Origin of the sequence: Candidatus Roseilinea sp. NK_OTU-006 (genome assembly GCF_012931985.1) — a bacterium.
Lineage (GTDB): Bacteria > Chloroflexota > Anaerolineae > J036 > Brachytrichaceae > JAAFGM01.
This window is the reverse complement of the sequence record NZ_JAAFGM010000020.1, coordinates 43,795-60,561: the sequence shown is the minus strand read 5'-3', so window position 1 is coordinate 60,561 and position 16,767 is coordinate 43,795. Positions and strand designations below refer to the sequence as shown.

At 62.8% G+C, this 16,767-nt stretch carries 13 protein-coding genes; 6 read left to right on the top strand and 7 right to left on the bottom strand.

Annotated features, from left to right (window positions below; translation table 11 throughout):
• Nucleotides 1–349: 349 nt before the first annotated feature.
• Nucleotides 350–1,660: an MFS transporter gene (locus GXH28_RS10805; protein WP_169239037.1), complete on the top strand. Its 1,311-nt coding sequence runs from the start codon at nucleotides 350–352 to the stop codon at nucleotides 1,658–1,660.
• A 184-nt stretch (nucleotides 1,661–1,844) separates the two neighbouring features.
• Here GXH28_RS10805 and GXH28_RS10800 read toward each other — a convergent pair whose 3' ends face one another.
• The 6 genes from GXH28_RS10800 to GXH28_RS10775 all read right to left on the bottom strand — a co-directional run bounded on the left by GXH28_RS10800 (nucleotide 1,845) and on the right by GXH28_RS10775 (nucleotide 11,675).
• Nucleotides 1,845–3,392 (bottom strand): DUF1800 domain-containing protein, encoded by a 1,548-nt coding sequence (locus GXH28_RS10800; RefSeq protein WP_169239036.1) that lies wholly within the window; start codon nucleotides 3,390–3,392, stop codon nucleotides 1,845–1,847.
• A 3-nt stretch (nucleotides 3,393–3,395) separates the two neighbouring features.
• On the bottom strand, nucleotides 3,396–5,900 hold the full coding sequence (locus GXH28_RS10795) for a sialidase family protein (RefSeq protein ID WP_169239035.1): 2,505 nt from the start codon (nucleotides 5,898–5,900) through the stop codon (nucleotides 3,396–3,398).
• A gap of 31 nt (nucleotides 5,901–5,931) precedes the next feature.
• Nucleotides 5,932–7,386, bottom strand: a complete 1,455-nt coding sequence (locus GXH28_RS10790) for a DUF1501 domain-containing protein (RefSeq protein ID WP_169239034.1) — start codon at nucleotides 7,384–7,386, stop codon at nucleotides 5,932–5,934.
• Between the two features lie 338 nt (nucleotides 7,387–7,724).
• Nucleotides 7,725–8,879 carry a mandelate racemase/muconate lactonizing enzyme family protein gene (locus tag GXH28_RS10785; protein ID WP_169239033.1) on the bottom strand — a complete coding sequence of 385 codons (1,155 nt, stop codon included), beginning with the start codon at nucleotides 8,877–8,879 and terminating at the stop codon, nucleotides 7,725–7,727.
• A 709-nt stretch (nucleotides 8,880–9,588) separates the two neighbouring features.
• On the bottom strand, nucleotides 9,589–11,001 hold the full coding sequence (locus tag GXH28_RS10780) for a sensor histidine kinase (protein ID WP_169239032.1): 1,413 nt from the start codon (nucleotides 10,999–11,001) through the stop codon (nucleotides 9,589–9,591).
• Nucleotides 10,995–11,675 (bottom strand): response regulator transcription factor, encoded by a 681-nt coding sequence (locus GXH28_RS10775; protein WP_169239031.1) that lies wholly within the window; start codon nucleotides 11,673–11,675, stop codon nucleotides 10,995–10,997. Before GXH28_RS10775 ends, GXH28_RS10780 begins: the two co-directional genes overlap by 7 nt.
• 157 nt (nucleotides 11,676–11,832) lie before the next feature.
• Here GXH28_RS10775 and GXH28_RS10770 point away from each other — a divergent pair, with 157 nt between their 5' ends.
• The 5 genes from GXH28_RS10770 (at nucleotide 11,833) to GXH28_RS10750 (ending at nucleotide 15,323) form a co-directional block, all read left to right on the top strand.
• Complete coding sequence (locus tag GXH28_RS10770; RefSeq protein ID WP_169239030.1) at nucleotides 11,833–12,567, top strand: PepSY domain-containing protein; 735 nt, start codon at nucleotides 11,833–11,835, stop codon at nucleotides 12,565–12,567.
• On the top strand, nucleotides 12,557–12,991 hold the full coding sequence (locus GXH28_RS10765) for a hypothetical protein (protein ID WP_240550339.1): 435 nt from the start codon (nucleotides 12,557–12,559) through the stop codon (nucleotides 12,989–12,991). Before GXH28_RS10770 ends, GXH28_RS10765 begins: the two co-directional genes overlap by 11 nt.
• A gap of 4 nt (nucleotides 12,992–12,995) precedes the next feature.
• A complete protein-coding gene (locus GXH28_RS10760; RefSeq protein ID WP_169239029.1) occupies nucleotides 12,996–13,934 on the top strand; it encodes an FAD:protein FMN transferase in 939 nt (312 codons plus the stop codon).
• Nucleotides 13,935–13,962: 28 nt separating this feature from the next.
• The gene (locus tag GXH28_RS10755; protein WP_240550338.1) at nucleotides 13,963–14,721 is read left to right on the top strand and encodes a hypothetical protein; all 759 of its coding nucleotides are present in this window, start codon (nucleotides 13,963–13,965) and stop codon (nucleotides 14,719–14,721) included.
• Between the two features lie 92 nt (nucleotides 14,722–14,813).
• Entirely contained in the window at nucleotides 14,814–15,323 is a 510-nt protein-coding gene (locus tag GXH28_RS10750; protein WP_169239027.1) for a hypothetical protein, read from the top strand.
• A 138-nt stretch (nucleotides 15,324–15,461) separates the two neighbouring features.
• Here GXH28_RS10750 and GXH28_RS10745 read toward each other — a convergent pair whose 3' ends face one another.
• Nucleotides 15,462–16,736: a class II D-tagatose-bisphosphate aldolase, non-catalytic subunit gene (locus tag GXH28_RS10745; RefSeq protein WP_169239026.1), complete on the bottom strand. Its 1,275-nt coding sequence runs from the start codon at nucleotides 16,734–16,736 to the stop codon at nucleotides 15,462–15,464.
• Nucleotides 16,737–16,767 lie beyond the last annotated feature (31 nt).

The window sequence follows — 16,767 nt, the reverse complement described above, 5'->3', positions numbered from 1 at the left end:
TTGCGCTGTGTCGTCGCCCTGGTCTCTTTCATGGCACACCTCCCGGATATAACTGTCCTCGCATTATGCCCGCAGCGGCCTGCGGCTTGTCGTCCCTCGCTGAGATGCCGGTCTGTCAATCCACGACAACGTCCGTGATCTTCGGATGTTCACGCGGGCGAGGTCAATCTGCGCGCTTTTTGAGTGCGCTCCTGCCCCAAAACTGAAATGCACCCATGCTGGGTGCTGGGATGCTGGGTGCTGGGGACGTGGCGGGGCGGGGCGCGCGTTGAGGCACGCTTGCGCTGCCCCAACGGCCGGCGATATTTTTGCCGTATCATGTGGGCCGCGCCCACGCGCCATGACGCCGATGACTACTGCCCTGACCGACCGGCAAAAAATCCGCAAACTGCCCTTCTACATCGCCGCGATGACCATGAACAGCGTGTTCACCACGCTGACCGTGTTCGGGTCGGTGTTCCCGCTTTTTCTGGCCGACCTGGGGCTGGACAAGGCGCGCATCGGTGTGGCGCTGGCATTGATTCCATACGCCACGCTGATCTCGCCGTTCATGGCGCCCTTTGTGTCGAAGTGGGGCTTTCGGCGCACCTTCCTGATCGTGTGGACGATTCGCAAGTTCATCATCACCGCGATGCTGCTGGCGCCGGCCATCCTGGCAACCGCCGGCCCGGACGCCGCGTTTGTCTGGGTCACCTTGTGCATCGTGGGTTTTGCGCTGTGTCGCGCCGCCGGCGACACCGGCCTGTTGCCCTGGACACAAGAGCTGGTGCCGAATGACATTCGCGGCAAGTTCATGGCCTTCGAGAATGTGATTGTCACGCTGGCGCAGATCGGGGTGGTGGCGCTGGCCGGCTTTCTGATCGATCATCTGACCGGCAGCGCGCGCTACACCACGCCGATGGGCATCGGGGTAGTGGGCGGACTGATCGGCGTGCTGCTTTTCTCACTGTTGCCGGGCGGCAAGCCCACTCGCCAAACCATTGACCTGCGCGCGCATCTGGCCGAGGTGCGCATTGCGCTCGGCGACCGCAACTTCATTTTCTTCATGAGCATGCTCACGCTGGTGACGCTGGGCAGCGGGTTGTCGGGATCATTCATCCCCTTGTTCGCCAATGAGCAGATCGGCCTCAGCCCCGGCAACGTCGTGCTGCTCAGCATCGGCAGTTCGGCCGGCACATTGCTGGCCGCGCTGCCGGTGGGTTGGGCGCTGGATCGCATCGGCAACAAGCCGTTGATGTGGATCGGCCTGGCGGCGCTGCTTGCGCTGCCGCTATGCTGGCTGGCCGTGCCGCGCCATGCCCCCGACAGTCTGGCCTTTGCAATGGGCATATCGTTTGTGGCCGGCATCGGGGGAGCAACCTGGTCCATGAGCTGGAGCCGCTTTCTGTTCAACGCCGCTGTGCCGCCCCAACACAGCGCGGTGTATCTGTCGGTGTACTACGCCTGGAGCAGCTTTGTCGGCGGCAGCGGGCCATTGCTGGCCGGCGCCATTCTCACCGCCCTTGCGCCCGGCATGTCCAACCCGTACGCCGGCCTGTTCGCGATCAGCCTGATTCCCATGCTGATCGGCGGCGGCGTGCTTGGCCGGCTGCGCGACCACGAAGCCGTCTCGTTGCGCCACCTGGCCGGGCGCGCCCTGCGTCGCGCAAGCCGGACATAGCCCACATCCAATCCCCACAACGCCTTAACGTGTTGTCTAAGCTCGAAATAGACATCCCAGCCCTTGAAACCTGGTTGTGGTACGCCGCTTGGGGGAATTACCGGCGCCCCCTGCCAACAAGCTCAAGCGAGACGCTGCGTGCCGGCAGAGCGCCGCAACGTGGCGGGATGATATGCAGGGTCAATCAGCGCCACTGGGCGTAGGGTGAAGCGGCGATCACTGCGATCAATGGCCGCAAGCGCGGCGAGGTGCTGTCCACATTTGCATTGGCGTTGCCCTGGCCGAGATACTGGATCAGCGCTGTGCGGTCGTCTGCGTGAATGTTGCGACCGATGAACCGCGCGATCAGATCATCCACTACGTTGGTGGCCGATTTGGGGAGGCCCAGCAGCGAATTCAACAGCGTGTCGGAAGGTGCGGGGTTGGTCGGATGAAGTTGTTCACCAAAGTAGCGATTGACCAGCATGTTGGCTAACGTCCATCGCCCGAACACCTGGCCGGTGTTCCACCACGCCAAAGCGATGTCGGGATAACCGGTGGGCGCGCTAAACTCAAACAGCGTTTGGCCGAGCAATTCATTCATTTGCGCAAAGCGTCTTTCCCCCAGCGCGTTCCAGTTATCCGGCAGAAAGTTGATCATCTCGGTGATGCCGAGCGCGCGCAAGGTGCTGATAAAAAACTCGAAGGGGCGCTTGACCTTTTGCCCCCAACTCTGAGTGAACTTGGGGTGCAGGAGGATGGCGCGCACGGTTTGGCGGATGTCGCCGTGGGATTGCATGAATGCTTGCGCGCCGGCTTCCACGGCCTCCGGGCAGAACACGTCTGGGTAATCGCTGATAAAACGCCGACAGAGCTTAAAGGCGATGAAATACGCCGTGCTGGGGTGCTCCACCAAGATGTCGAACACTTGCTCGCCTTGTTCGATGCCGCCTGGAGGGATGTAGAAGTAGTTATCGTTGCCAAGCCAGAGCCGCTTCTCTGTCCAATCGTGCCGTGGCCAACTGCGGCCGGCGTTGAAGTAAAACTCGTCGTTGGGCGAGCGATAGTTGGTCCAGCCGCTCAAGATGCGCGCCAGCGCTTGCACGTCTTCCTCGGTGTAGTTGGGGTGGGTGCGATAGCCCGGCCCTGGCACGTAGCTGTAACTGCCGACGGTGTGCAGCTCCAATAGCTCACGAGCGTAGTTCTCGTTAGGATTGTAGCCGTCGCTGTAGCGATTGCTCAGGAAATCCAGCATGGACGGGCTTTTGGCGCTTGCCTCGATCAGGTCACGGAAATTGCCCAGCGCGTGGGTGCGGATGACGTAGTGATCTTCCCAGTACTTGGCGTAGTGCTGGAAGTTGGTCTGCAAATGGTTGGTCCAAAAGTCCACCATGAGCTCATAGAGCTGACGCTTGCTGAGCAGGGCGCGGGCGTATGTAGCTGTCCACAGGTGGCGCTGCAAATATCGGGTGGAGTTGTTCTCCACGTATGCCTTCAGCTCTGCTAAGCTAGCATCGAGCGGGGGGACGGTGCTGCCGTTGGGCGCAGCCCGTGATAGCGCGTTGACGTAGTTTTCGCAGGCGCTATCGTCAATGTCTTCGTAGTTGAGCTGTTCGTCCACGAAGTCGGCGAGGTTGAAGTTGCTCAGCGTGGTCAGGTCTTCAGGGCGCGGCCCAAAGGCCAACCGATTCCAGGCCAAGCGCGCCAAAGTAGGGGGATCGCCGGGTGGGGTGGACAGTTGAATCGTGATCATGGCTTATCGCGTTACTACGGGGATGAACGCGCGCGGGGTGGCGCCAACCCAGAAGTTCGTCGTCCACAAGCGCGGGGCGGTATTGCTGCGATCAATGACGGCCAGGATGAAGCGGTTCGATTGTGGGTCGTATGCGACGCTGCCGGCGCTGTCGCCGCCGTAGTACGTGCCGTCATACGTGTCGGCGCGCACCCAGCCGTGTCCATAGCTCAGCGTTTGGGAGAAGACCACGGTATTTGCGTTGATCATGGCTGCGGCAAAGTGGGATACGTTGTCTTGGCCATAGTAAGGGTAGAGAAGCATCGCTAAGCCGGCGGGTGATACTGCGAGCGCCGGGCGGGAGGTGCGATACTGATCGGCAGAGATGAGCGCGACCCGCAGCGGCGCGCTCCATGTTGCGCCTTGGTCGGTCGAGTGAGCGTAGTAGAGATAGTAATCGCGCGGCCAAGAGCTGCTGGGGTTGCGCCGTGCGCATCCCACCCAGGCGGCATGTAGCTGTCCGGCGCTGTCCGTTGCCAAGCGTGGCTCGCGATGGTAGCACCAATCATCGTTATGGGGTGGGTTGAGCTGGCTGTATTGCCATGGGCTGCTGAGGTCGAGCGGCTTGCGCGCCAGCCATATGCGCCCGCGCCCGTTACTTTGTTCCTCGCGGTGCCAGGCGACATAGATGTGATCGCCATCGGTGGCGACGCTGGTCGGCCAGTTCCATGCGCTGAAAGTCTGGGTGAGGACAGCGGTCTCGGTTACCCATGCGCCGGCGTCTGTCCAGCTTGCAAAGAGTTGGAGCTGGCCGGTGGTGCTGTCTCGGCGGCTCCACGAGGCGGCCAACGTGTTGCTGAAGATTGCCAGGCTGGGCAGCATTTCGGTGCGCGAGATTACGCGCGAGAGGAAGATCGGTTCGCTCCAGCTCTGCGTTTGCGGGTCAAAGGTAGCATAGCGCACGCGCAGGCCGCGCGTCCAGTGATCATCAGACCACAGCAGATGCAGCTTGTTATCGGGACCGGCGATCAGGTTGGCTGCCTCGTGATGCACTGCTACCCCTTCTCGCGCCTGTGTTGGCAGCGGCTGGGGCGTCGCCCAACTCCCATTGACTTGCTTAGCTAGGTAGAAATCGATGTAGCTGTATTGCCGGTCGGCAAACATGAGGTAGGGCGTGCCCTGGTGCACCGTCAAGGCCGGCGTCATTTGGTAGGGCAAGCGTGGGGCGTCGGTGTTGAGCTGACGCGGTGCGTCGTTGAACGTCAGCGACGATGACCCGTCAACGCGCATGCCGAACACATTCGTTTCGCCGCCGATCTTGTCGCTTTGCCACACCAGGTAGAGCTGTCCGTTTGCCAACCGAGTGAGGCGTGGTGAGCGTTGCGGCCTGGGCAAGGCGATCCCTGCGACTTGCACTTGGTTTGTAGCGCGATCTAGGCGGGCCAGGTATATGTCGGGATTATTCGGGCCGTTGCGATAGTCCTGCCATGCGACGAACACGGCCTGGTCGGTTGCGACGAGGCTCGGGGCGAGGCTGCGCACGCGTGGCGGTGCGTTGTCTATGCGCCGTGGTGTGTTCCAGGTGCTTCCATCCCAGCGCGCAAGGTAAATGTCGGCTTGGGCGGTGGGCGAACCGGTGCGGTGTTCCCAGGCGACCCACACGCTGCCATCGGGGGCGATGGCGACGGCGGGGTGGGTGGCGCTGTCGGTGGGGCGGGGGTCGCTGCCATCCAATTGGCGATTGACCCGCATGTTTGCGCTCCAACTCTGGCCGCCATCGTATGAAAAGCTGGCATAGATGCGGGGGAAGTCGGGGCCGCGTTCGCGGCCGTCTTCCCACACCAATACGACGGTGTTGCCCTGACGGGCGATGGCGGGCTTGCGCTGGGGATTGCGCGCTCCGTTGTCGTCGTTGACGCGCGTGGGGCTGCTGTAGCACTGAATGGGGGTAGTGGTGCCGTCGCAGCGCCGGGCGTAGATGTCGCCCACGCGCACGTGATTGTCGTTTTGGCTGAGGTCAGTCCATGCTACGACTAGATTGCCCGTCCCGTCGCTGGCCAAAGCCGGCTGCAGCGCGGTGTGTTCCCAACTGCTGAAGCTGACCACTACGGTGGGCGAGGTCCATGCCGATGGCGACATGCTGCGCACCAGGTAGATGCGTTGATCGTCGGCCCAGGCGACGAAGGCGCGGTTGTTGGCGTCCATGCTCACGGCCGGCGTGCGCAGGGCGGGGGCGTCGAAACGGGGGTGGAGGTGAACCACCCGCACCTCAGAGGGAAGCTTCGCGTCTTGAATCCAGGCGCCGTGCACGTCGGGCAGGGCATAGCGCGTATCCAACCAGGCTACGAAGGCGCTGCCGCCGGACGATGCTGCCGGCGCCGGCTCACTTTGCAGGGCCGGGCGTGTGTCTACTGTCGCGGGTTGGAAGTTGTCCCATAGGCTGAGGGGCATCATTTGTGCGTGCGTAGGCGCGCCAAACAGCGGGCCGGCAGCGAAGATGACGATGATGGGAATGAGGCGATGGGACAAACTGCGGCACATGCTCTTCCCTCCCAATCGCTTAACTACGCGGACGGCCGATCCCCAAGCCAGAGGTGTAGTTCAGACCGGGGAAAATGGCGGTGTTGATGAGGCTTAGGCTCACGTTCATGCGCGCCGTGAGCACATCGGCGATGACGCGGCGGTAGTCGGTGGTGATCTTCAAGCCGTCGTTAAAGCCGAAGTGAGCTAGCCCCGGCCAGTCGGCGTAGAGGCCGGCGTTGATGTTGGGCGTGCCATGTTGGCCGCCGCTGCCGATCACCAGCATGATGTTGCCTGCGCCATGATCGGTGCCGCTGCTGTTGTTCTGATAGAGCACGCGACCGAATTCGCTGATCACCACGATCACATATCGCCCGCGCCATTGAGGATCGGCGTTCATGTCGTCGCAAAATGCCTTGAGGTTGTTGGATAGGTTGGTGACCAGGCGCGGAAAGCGATCGTTGCCTGACCATTCCACCGTGCCTTGGTTGTCGTGGGTGTCGTAACCGCCGCCCACGTCAATGGTGGCTACGCGTAGTGGGTTAGCCAGGTTTGCCTTAGCGATGCGAGCAATGATCTCCAGCGAGCGGCCAAACACGCCGCCGTCGGCCACCAAGCTGTTGTCGGTGAGGTAGGGCGCGGCGGGGGTGTAGGCGCTGTGTAATACGTTGGCCAGCGCGTCGTAAGTGGCGAGCCCGACCTGCCCGAGGCGCTCGACGAAGGCGTTGCCGCGCTGATACATGGTCTCCAGCAGGCTGCGCTGACCGTTAAGGATGGTTTGGCGGTTCGTGTTGTTCGTCCAGTTGTTGGTGCGCCATTGCGGTCCGAACTCGTTGGCGCTGGGGATGGCGAGGGCGCTGCGCCCGCTGGTGGTGAGCAAGGAAGGCGGCACGCCCCATTGTGGGGCGACGGCCAGGGCATCTATCGGCTCGCTGACGGCGTCCAAATAACGCGCCACCCAGCCGCTGGTGTTGCTCTTGCCGCCGAAGTCCATGTATAGCTCGGAGTCAAAGTGTGAACCGGTGACGTCGGGCGAGCCGGCAGCGTGCACGATGGCCAAGTCGCCGCGCTGGAAGAGGGCATACAGTCCGCCGCTGTCGCTGATATGGGGGTTGGGCACATAGACGCCGTTGGCCCCACGCGCAGCGTCGGGATGGAGGCCGAACTGTCCGTTCAGATCAACGGCTCGCCGTGGCTCGCTGGAGTTGGGCGGCGGCACGTTAAGCGTGGGCCGTAGAACGGTGTAGTAACGATGGCGGTCGCGCTCGCTGGTGTTGAACGGCACTACCACGTTTAGCCCGTCTAGGCCGCCGCGCACGAAGACCAGCACCAGCAAGTCGCGATTGTTCGGTGGTGGTTGCTGGGGCGATGATGGATGGGCGGCGTGTGCCTTGGGCAGTTGATGATCGAACAGCAGGTTGGTGATGCCGAAGCCGCGAACAGCGGCCAGCGCCGCGAAGCTGGCGCATCCCTTTAGGAATTCTCGACGATCCACAAGCTCTCCCTCACGACAACGTTAGTCAACCCTCTAGCTATAAGCATGAACCCCTTTATGCTACAGGCCAAGCGCCGCGGCCGGCATCATCTTCTGCTGTTGCAGTCGCTTCCGCCGAATGCGGGCGCGCATCCAAGCGACGCATATTCTATACGGAGACTTGCCGCATACAAAACAAACCTCTGGAAGCCACCGGCGGGTGGCGCGTGCGCATCACGCCGATCGAAAACTTCGAGGCTGTCAACCCCGACGACATCGCCCTCGGCTTCACCACCATCCAGAAACTCATTCCGACCTGACGCGCAAAACGCCATCACCTTCGAGGACTTTTTTGTCTGTCAATCCCTCACCGGCTCCCGGCGCTCCCAACCCTGCCGGAACAAGGGCAAAAAGTTGTCCGGGTTGTAGGGGTGCAGCGCGATTTCCTCGTAGTTCAGGTCAGTGCCCCAGCCCGGCGCGTCATCCGGCACGCTGAGATAGCCGTTCACCACCTTCAGCGGCCTGGTCAAAATGCGCTCGCTCCATGCCTCGTTGAAATCGTCGAACACCTCGTGGATGAAGAAATTGGGCGTAGCCGTGTTGAGGTGCGCGCAAGCAATGGTGCAGAGCGGGCCTTGCGCGCTGTGCGGCGCGGTGACAGCGCCGGCGGCCAGCACCATGCCGCACACCTGTTTGGACGCCGTCATGCCCAGAAACTGCGGTTCGAGCTGAATGATATGCACCGCCTTGTGCGCCAGCAGTTCGGCAAACTGTTCACGGCAGTAGTAGTCCTCGCCGCAGGCAATCGGCACCGGGCTATGACGCGCCACCTCAACCATGGCCGAAACCAGTTGCGGAGGCACCGGGGCCTCGAACCAGGTCGGCGTGTATTTCGCCATGGCGTCGGCGAACTGCAAGGCCGTGTGCACACTAAACCGATTGTGGCCCTCGATCAGCACATCCACGTTTGGCCCAACGGCATCACGCACCGCCGCAATGATGTCGATCGCCAGCCCAAAGTCGGGGCGATCGACGGCGCGCCAGGCCGGCCCAAACGGGTCGAACTTCAGCGCGGTGTAACCGCGCGCCACCACATCTTTGGCTTTCTCGTGAAAGCTCTCCGGCGTGCGCGGGCCGCGATACCAGCCATTGGCATAGGCGCGCAACTGATTGTGACAACGCCCGCCCAGCAGCCTGTACACCGGCTGCCCTGTGACTTTGCCCATGATGTCCCAGCAGGCAAACTCAATCGCTGCCAGGGCTGCGCCCTGAATCTGGCCGCCGTCTGAATAAACATCGCGGAACAGGCGCAAAGAATGCGCTTCCACGTCGAACGGATCCTGGCCGATGACAAAGCGCTTCAGCTCGTGAATGGCCGCCTCGACTGTGCGGGCAAAGCCGTTCAAGGTGCCCTCGCCGATGCCGTGCACGCCTGCGTCGGTGTCCACCCGCGCAAACACCCAGTTCTTCCACGGGTTGCCGACGATGTAAGTCTGAACTTGTGTGATCTTCATTGTCGTCCTCCTTCCTGACTGGACGTTGGTAAAAAAGCAGGGCTGCGCGTAGACTTGATTCAGCAAAACGAAGTCGGAGCGCGAGCCATACCCAGCCCGATTATTCAACACTTCGAGCCGCTTGCACATTCTTGATCCCGCTTGCTGCTTGTTTGCCTGAGCGAACCCCCGCAGCGCCATGCGCTGAGAGGGGTCGGCACCTTGCTGGTGCGCGCCCGCAAACACAAAACGCGGACCGTTTTGACAGCCATCTGCGCCTGTGCCATGCCGATCGCTTTGCCTTGGCCGATTCCTTTCACCAGCGCGGATGGTGCCCCCATGGAAGTGCGCCGGGCAATGTTGACGAACCAGATGGCTACGCTGGCGTTTGCCGGCGGCGATTTGCATCTGCGCGCGCGTATGCTGATTGGCCAATGTTCATGGATTAAGAGTGGCGTTGGTCGGTCTCGCAGTGAGTATGTTGCCAGCTCTGTCGCAATCACTCAACAACGAATGTGTCAGGTGCGCAGGACGGGTGGCCCATTGCCAGGCGGTTTGCCTTCTGGCCCAGCCTTGCCGGTTTTGTCAGTGGAGGATGTGAGATGTTGAGTGCCAAACCTGCGTGACCTCAGCCGTGCGCGGCGACGACTCAGCCGAGCGCGAGCGCGTGTTGCGCGAAATTGCCGATGTGTTTCGCAACACCCGCCAGGGATGACTGCAGCGCCGGCATCTATGCTTTGGGCAGCGAGATGGTCACAGTGAGGCCGCCGCCGGCCGGGCTATCCAGCCGCACATGGCCGCCCATGGCCTCGACCAGCGTGCGCACGATGGATAACCCCAGGCCGGCGTGCTCCTTGTCACTCCGCGCCGCATCGGCCTGATAAAACCGCTCGAACACGCGCGGCAGATGCTCCGGCGCAATGCCCGGCCCGCTATCGCTGACAGCAATGTCCACCCAACGCTCGCGCGATGCAACCAGCACAGCAATGCGCCCGCCGGCCGGCGTGTAACGCAAGGCATTGTCCAGCACGGCCAACAACACCTGACGCAGATATCCCTCATCTGCCTGCGCCACCGCCGTAGTGGGAGGCGCTTCGAACGTGACGCCGCGCGCGGCGCAGGCGCGTCGCCACTCGCCGGCCAGACTGTCTAGCACCTGCTGCACAGGCACCGCCTCGATGCGAACGGGCAAGTGGCCGGCATCGGCCCGTGAGAGCAGCAACAGATCGCTCACCAGCCGGGCCATGTGGCGCGATTCGCGCAACACATCGCCGGCCAGTTCCTGTCGCTCATCGGGCGGGGTGTCGGGCCGGGTCGCCAGCTCGGCGCTGAGTTGAATCAGCGAGAGCGGCGCGCGCAACTCGTGGCTGGCGTTGGCCACAAACTCCCGCTGGCGCGCCCAGGCCGCCTGAATCGGCTGGATCGCGCGGCCGGCTGTGATCCAGCTCACCAGCGCAGCCAGGCCGGCCAGCGCTCCGCCGCCTGCCAGCAACCCAATCAGGAACTGGCGCATCACCCTATCTTGTCCGATTAGCGAACGGCCGGCCTGAAGGTAAATCGTTTGATCCTCCTGACGCAAGGCATAGGTGAGCAGGCGCACCGGTTCGCCGGCTGGCGTCTGCACCGTGCGCCAATCCGCGCCAGATCGGCCGGCCGCAGCAATCGCTTCCAGATTGGGCGCGAAGCCGGGCGGCAGCATGGCCGAAGGCACAAGCACGCGCCCCGCGCCATCCAGCCGCAGCACAAACACGCTGACCAGATCTTCGATCGGCGCGCCGGACGGCAGGGCAGATACGCTGTTGGATGCGCGCTCGTGAGCGTCTTCCTCACCATGTTTGGCTTCGTCTTCGTCTTCTTCTTCAGGTTCGCGTTTCTTGTCATCAGAAGACGCCGGCGCAGGAAGGCGCAAACGCGCCCACTCCAGATAAGAGCGCTCCAGTTCAGCGGGCAACGGCGCGCCCAATTGCAGATATTCCAGCGCCAGCCGGTTGCGCAGCGCATCATCAATGGCGCTTTGAAAGTAGAAGCGCAACAACACAATGCTCAGCCCGGCCAGCAGGATGATCAAACCCAGCGCAGTAGCCAGATAAACGCCGGTCAGCCGCAGGCGCAGCCGGTTGAGCAGTTGCTTCTCGTTCAGCATGAGATCAGACGGTACCCCACGCCGCGCACCGTTTCAATCGGGTCGGGCAGGCCGGCGGCTGTCTTTAACTTGCGGCGCAGATACGAAATGTAAATGTCCACCATCTTCAGTTGCGCGTCGCTGTCCATCGCCCACACGCGATTGAAGATTTGCTCGCGGCTGAGTGGGCGGTCACAATTGCGCATCAGATACTCCAGCAGCTCCCACTCGGTGAGTGTCAGGTCAATTGGCACGTCGCCGCGATACACTCGTCGCTCGATCAGGTTCATGCGCAGATCGCCGCAGCGCAGCTCGGCCCCATCGGGGCTGGCGATGTCATAGCGCCGGCTGAGCGCGCGCAGACGCGCCAGCAGCTCTTCGATGGCAAACGGCTTGACCAGGTAGTCATCGGCGCCGCTGTCCAATCCCTGCACACGGTCTTCGATCTGCCCGCGCGCGGTGAGCATGAGAATGGGCAGCGGCCGGCGGGCGCGACGCACCGCCAGACAAATCGCCGGCCCATCGCGTCCGGGCAACATCCAATCCACCACGGCCACATCGTACGCGCCGCCCAGCGCCATCTCCAGGCCGGTCTGCCCATCGTGCGCCAGATCAGCCGTGATGCCCTCGCGTTTCAGCGCGCGAGCAATCAATGTTGCGAGTTGTTGATCGTCTTCGACGATGAGCACGCGCATGTGAATTTGTCCCCGGCATTGTGGCCGGACAAAGGTTGGAAATGGGTAGAAAGCCGATGAGCATCTTCTCAGGTCAAGTCTACCCAATTCCTACCTCGGCTGCGTACAGTGGGCGCAACATTCCTGTTCAACTTATTCGAGAAAGGAGACCAAACCGATGAACACAAAACCGATCAATCAGCGCACAGCGCTGGTCATTGCCGGCGGCATTACAGCATTTACGTTGGTCGGGCTGGGCGCGCTGGCTGGGCAATTCAGCAACGCCACAAGCCAGGCCACACCCACGCCGGCTGTCGCAACCCCCCCGCCAACAGTCGCGCCGGTCGTCAATGCGCCGGCAGAGCAATCGGTCCAAACAGGGGCCGACAGCGCCCTCAGCGCGCGCGAGGCGCAGTATCAGGCGCTGATCGAGGAAGCCAACCGGCGCATCGAGGAAGCCAACCGCCGGCTGGCTCAGATGGAACAGCAACTGGCCGAGGCGCAGGCCGCGCCCCCCGCAGCGGTGAACATCATGGCAGAGACACAACCTCAGGCAGCGCCGGCTGCGCCTTCACAAAGCGCAGCGCCCGGTGTAGCCATCTCCGCGCAGCGCGCGCTGGAAATCGCACAGGCAAGCGCCCTCGGCGCAGTCGCGCAGCGCCTGCCAGAGCTGGTGAACTTTCAGGGCACGATCGCCTACGAAGTGGCGTTCAACACCGGCATGGTGTACGTGGACGCCAACAGCGGCGCCGTGCTCTATAACGGCGCGCTCACTCAACCGGTGGCCGGCCCGGCATACTACGACGATGACGACGAGCACGAGCGCGAAGAACGCGAATACAAGGAAAAGCGGGAAGACGAGCACGAAAAGAAGGAGAAGAAAGAGAAGAAGGAGAAAGACCATGACGACTAACGCCATGCGTCCTGCCGGCGCGAATCGCCATGCGCAACTTGAACAGGCCACTGCCCTGAAAGCATTGATCGGCTCGGCATCGCTGGCGCTGACGCTGGCCGGCTGGGGCTGGCTCAGCTACCAACAGGTTGCGCAGACCGCCTCGGCCCCGCCAGAGCCGACAGCAGCAGAACAAGCCGGCGCAGCGCCGCAGCAAATCGTCATCGTCGAGCCTGCTGCGCCGGCCCGTGTCGCTCCGCTGCCCACGCTTGCGCCGCTCTACACCCCCGGCCGGGTGGAAGCGGCGCGGCCGGCACGAACCGCGCGCGCCGCGCAGGTGACGAGGCCGCAGGTTGCAGCAGCACCTCAGCCACAGCCACAGCCCCAACTGCGCATGGTGACTGCCCCACCCCGACCGGTCGCCGTCACCCGCTCATCTCGCTGAGGCCATGCAAGAGATCACCTTTCGCGCGATGGGCTGCCAGATGCTGGCCGCGCTGGATGCCGACACAGCCGAGGCGGGCGAGGCGCTGCGCAATGTGCCGGTGTGGTTTGAGATCTGGGAACGCACGCTCAGCCGCTTCCGGCCCGGCAGTGAGCTGAGTCGGCTGAATGCGCGCACAGGGCAATGGGTCGCGGTCAGCCAGACGCTGTGGGATGTGCTGCACGCGGCGCTGCGCGCGGCGCGCCACACCCACGGCCTAGTGATCCCCACCGCGCTCAGCGCCATGCAGGCCATCGGCTACACGCGCACGTTTGAAGAGATGTCGAGCGAACGGGTCGAGGTCACGTTGACGGTGACGCCGCCGGCCCACCTGGGAGACTGGGAGAACATTCAGATGGACGCGGCCAATCGCGCGGTGTGGGTGCCGCCGGGAGCGCTGCTTGACCTGGGCGGCGTGGCCAAAGGCTGGTGCGCCGATCAGGCTGCGCGCCGGCTGGCCACATACGGGCCGGCTTTGGTGGATGCCGGTGGTGATATTGCCATCGCGCCGGCAGCCGACCGCGCCACCGAGTTCCCGATCGGGATTGCTGCGCCGGCCGGGCATTCGCCAACCCCCGACGCGCTGTTGGGCACGATCACCTTGCGCGCCGGCGGAGTAGCCACATCCGGACGAGATTATCGGCGCTGGCAAACCGGCGCGCGCGAGGTTCACCATTTGATTGACCCACGCACAGGCGAGCCGGCGCAGACCGACGCGCTGACCGCCACCGCCATCGCCCCCACGGCCGTGCAAGCCGAGGCCGTCGCCAAAGCCGCCTTGTTGCTGGGAAGCGAGGAGGGACTGGCCTGGGCCGAATCTCAGGATGACACGGCAACGCTGCTGGTCTGCGAAGATGGCCGCATCGTGCACACGCCAAACTTTCCGTTGTTGCGATCTGTTTGAGAGACACATCCCCGTTCACACACAAGCCATGACACAATCTGTTCCACCACGCCCTGCGCCGGCGCGGGGTTCATCGCCGGCGCTCGCGTCAGAAATCGATCTGGACGCGCGCTCGGATACGCCAGTTGTCCTGCTGACGCTGTTGATCGCAGCGGCTGTCGGGGCGGCGCTGGCCGTTGTGCTGTTGCCGCAGTATCTGCCGGCGTTGGCGCAGTCGGCCGCCGGCGAATCGCCTAAAGCGTATTGGTTTCTGTCGCGCGCCAGCGGTTTTGTGGCGTTTGGCCTGCTCTGGCTTTCCACGGCCTTGGGGCTGCTGATGACGGGCAAGCTGGCGCGCGACTGGCCGGGCCACCTGGTGGCCTTTGAGGTGCATCAATTCAGCAGCCTGCTGGCGCTGGCCTTTGCGTTGTTTCACGCGCTGATTTTGTTGGGCGACCGCTACATCGGCTACACGCTGGAACAAGTGTTGACGCCGTTTGGCAGCCGGAGCTATCGGCCACTGGAGGTCGGACTGGGCCAGATCGGGTTTTATCTGGCTGGGCTGGTGACGTTCACCTTTTACGTGCGCCGGCTGATCTCGCAACGCGCGTGGCGCCTGATTCACTACCTCAGCTTTGCCGTGTTCCTGATGACGTTGTGGCACGGTCTGAGCAGCGGGACGGACAGCGGCGAGCGTTGGGCGCAGGCGCTGTACTGGGGCGCAGGGGGCAGCGTGCTGTTCCTCACGCTCTATCGCATACTCAGTGCGTGGGTGAAGATCGAGCCGGCCGCAAAGTCGGGCGCTTAGGGCAGGCCGGCCCCGCTCTGCCAACGGAAGCGCGCCGGCGCGCCGGGCAATGTTGAGCGATCCTCCTGGAACATGGCTTGTGGCTTGCCGCGATGCAGATCCGTCTCGACGAGGCGCAACAGAGCGCCGTTGATGAAGCCGGCCCATATTGCCCGACCATACGCCGGCGATTGTTCCTGCTGAAAACTGCGCCGCCTGCTCTCGACGACCACAACACCACAACGCCGGCAAGGTGCGCACGCACTGGCGATCATCCCAAAGCAGTCCAGGCTGAACCGATATTGTCTGTGCCTGCGCGCTGCTCCCAGCAGTTGCCGAGCTTGGCGTCCTTTCGGGGCCGGCTGACCGAGTCGGCACACACGCTACATGCATATCTCAGCCTGATAGAACGCCTGGCGCCGGAGATGCACAAAATCTACAACTATGCTGACCGCCGATTCGGCGTAGATACCACCAACCAGACGAATGCGGCCCGCGTGAGCCGAGCGCAGCACCTGGCCGCGCGTTTCAGCGCGGCGACGGCATTCGCCCAGCCGGAGATCCTCGCCCTCGAACCCGATACGATCAGGCGTTTTATGGGCACCGAGGGCGTTAGTACATGAATACTTTTCTTCCCACTCAGGGCTGATTTACACAAAATTTTGACCGATTTCTCCTATAAGAAGAGCTGGTATCGTCAAAAATGAACCAAAATTTGTGATAGTATCTTTACAAAACTGATTTATGCACCAAAGCCATTTTCAGTCTTCTTCTCCACAGGCAGCGCGGTAGGTATCCAACACCGCCTGAATTTTTCGCTCAAGGAACGCCGCGGGATGGTTGAGCAGCAGACCGCGGCGGATTTCACCAAACATCTCCGGCAGGTACTGGCTGAGCAAGGTCAGCGGCAGGGGAGCGACCCGTTCAAGGTTGGCGAGCAGTTGTCGAAAAGCCGCCTGCACATCCGGATCGCCCCAGTAGTAGCGGATGCGGTCGCTGAAACTGTATTTGCGCGCCAGGGCCTGTTGGCGTTCCTCACCGTGGTAATGGCGCTGCCAGTGGCCGGGCTGGCGAAGCATGGCCGCCTCCAGCCGTTCGACCAGGTGCGAGCGCTCCTCCGCCGGGAACAGTTCGTTTTCAATCATTGCCAGGGCAAAGACGGCCTCGCGCAAGGCAAAGGTCAGCGCCGGACCCACCTTCAGGATGGCAAAGTGATCGCGCACCAGCGCCGCCAGGCTTTCTGGAGTCTGGTAATCGGTGGAATGGGCTTCATAGACCAGGTTGGGGACGGTCTCGATGAAACGGGCCAGGCCGGCAGCCGCAGCCGGGTCGTAATCGTGGACGAAATCGTCGCCGAACTCGACCCCTGGCTGGACGACCAGGGCGCGGACGCGTTCCCAGGCCGCTTCCAGCCCTGCCTGGTGGAACGCGGCTTGCATGACCTCGAGCGTTTGCCGCGCCTCCTCGACCGGCGTCACGCGCAGGCCCTCGTGCGGGCCGATTGCCCCTCCCGGCGGCGGGACCTCGCTGCCGATGACGTAGCGTAATGTGTGACTCGTAAGTCGTGATTCATGAGCGGCTTGTTCGGCTGCTTCTGCCAGCTGCACCGTGCGCTGGGCGATGACTTCCACAGGCAGTTGGCGCTCGCCGCCAAGCGGCATGGAGCAATCCAGGTGAATCTTGGTGTAACCGGCCTGGACATAGGCGCGCACCATTTCGATGGCTTTGGCCATGGCCTGTTCGGCGGGTTCGTTTTGCCAGGGGGAAGGGCCGAGATGGTCGCCGCCGAGCAGGATCTTTTCAGTGGGGAATCCGTTTTCAGCAGCGAGGCTGTGAACGAAACGGACAAAGTCGGCGGGTTTCATGCCGCTGTAGCCGCCGAACTGGTTGACCTGGTTGCAGGTGGATTCGATGAGTACCGGCCTCTCGCCTTGCAGGGCGGTGCGCAGCACCCAGGGATGGGCGGAGCAGATGGAGGACAGGCCAATCGGCTTGCCGGAGTGGTGGGATGCCGTGAGGTAGTCGAGGTAAGTCATAGTCATGGTAGTTTGTTAGTCAGGTAGTTGG

Bases quoted from the DNA above. Each gene is read 5' to 3' on its own strand.
- GXH28_RS10760 (WP_169239029.1), top strand. From the start codon at position 12,996: ATGCAAGAGATCACCTTTCGCGCGATGGGCTGCCAGATGCTGGCCGCG.
- GXH28_RS10775 (WP_169239031.1), bottom strand. From the start codon at position 11,675: ATGCGCGTGCTCATCGTCGAAGACGATCAACAACTCGCAACATTGATT.
- GXH28_RS10785 (WP_169239033.1), bottom strand. From the start codon at position 8,879: ATGAAGATCACACAAGTTCAGACTTACATCGTCGGCAACCCGTGGAAG.
- GXH28_RS10750 (WP_169239027.1), top strand. From the start codon at position 14,814: ATGCAGATCCGTCTCGACGAGGCGCAACAGAGCGCCGTTGATGAAGCC.
- GXH28_RS10800 (WP_169239036.1), bottom strand. From the start codon at position 3,392: ATGATCACGATTCAACTGTCCACCCCACCCGGCGATCCCCCTACTTTG.
- GXH28_RS10770 (WP_169239030.1), top strand. From the start codon at position 11,833: ATGAACACAAAACCGATCAATCAGCGCACAGCGCTGGTCATTGCCGGC.
- GXH28_RS10780 (WP_169239032.1), bottom strand. From the start codon at position 11,001: ATGCTGAACGAGAAGCAACTGCTCAACCGGCTGCGCCTGCGGCTGACC.
- GXH28_RS10745 (WP_169239026.1), bottom strand. From the start codon at position 16,736: ATGACTTACCTCGACTACCTCACGGCATCCCACCACTCCGGCAAGCCG.
- GXH28_RS10755 (WP_240550338.1), top strand. From the start codon at position 13,963: ATGACACAATCTGTTCCACCACGCCCTGCGCCGGCGCGGGGTTCATCG.
- GXH28_RS10765 (WP_240550339.1), top strand. From the start codon at position 12,557: ATGACGACTAACGCCATGCGTCCTGCCGGCGCGAATCGCCATGCGCAA.
- GXH28_RS10805 (WP_169239037.1), top strand. From the start codon at position 350: ATGACTACTGCCCTGACCGACCGGCAAAAAATCCGCAAACTGCCCTTC.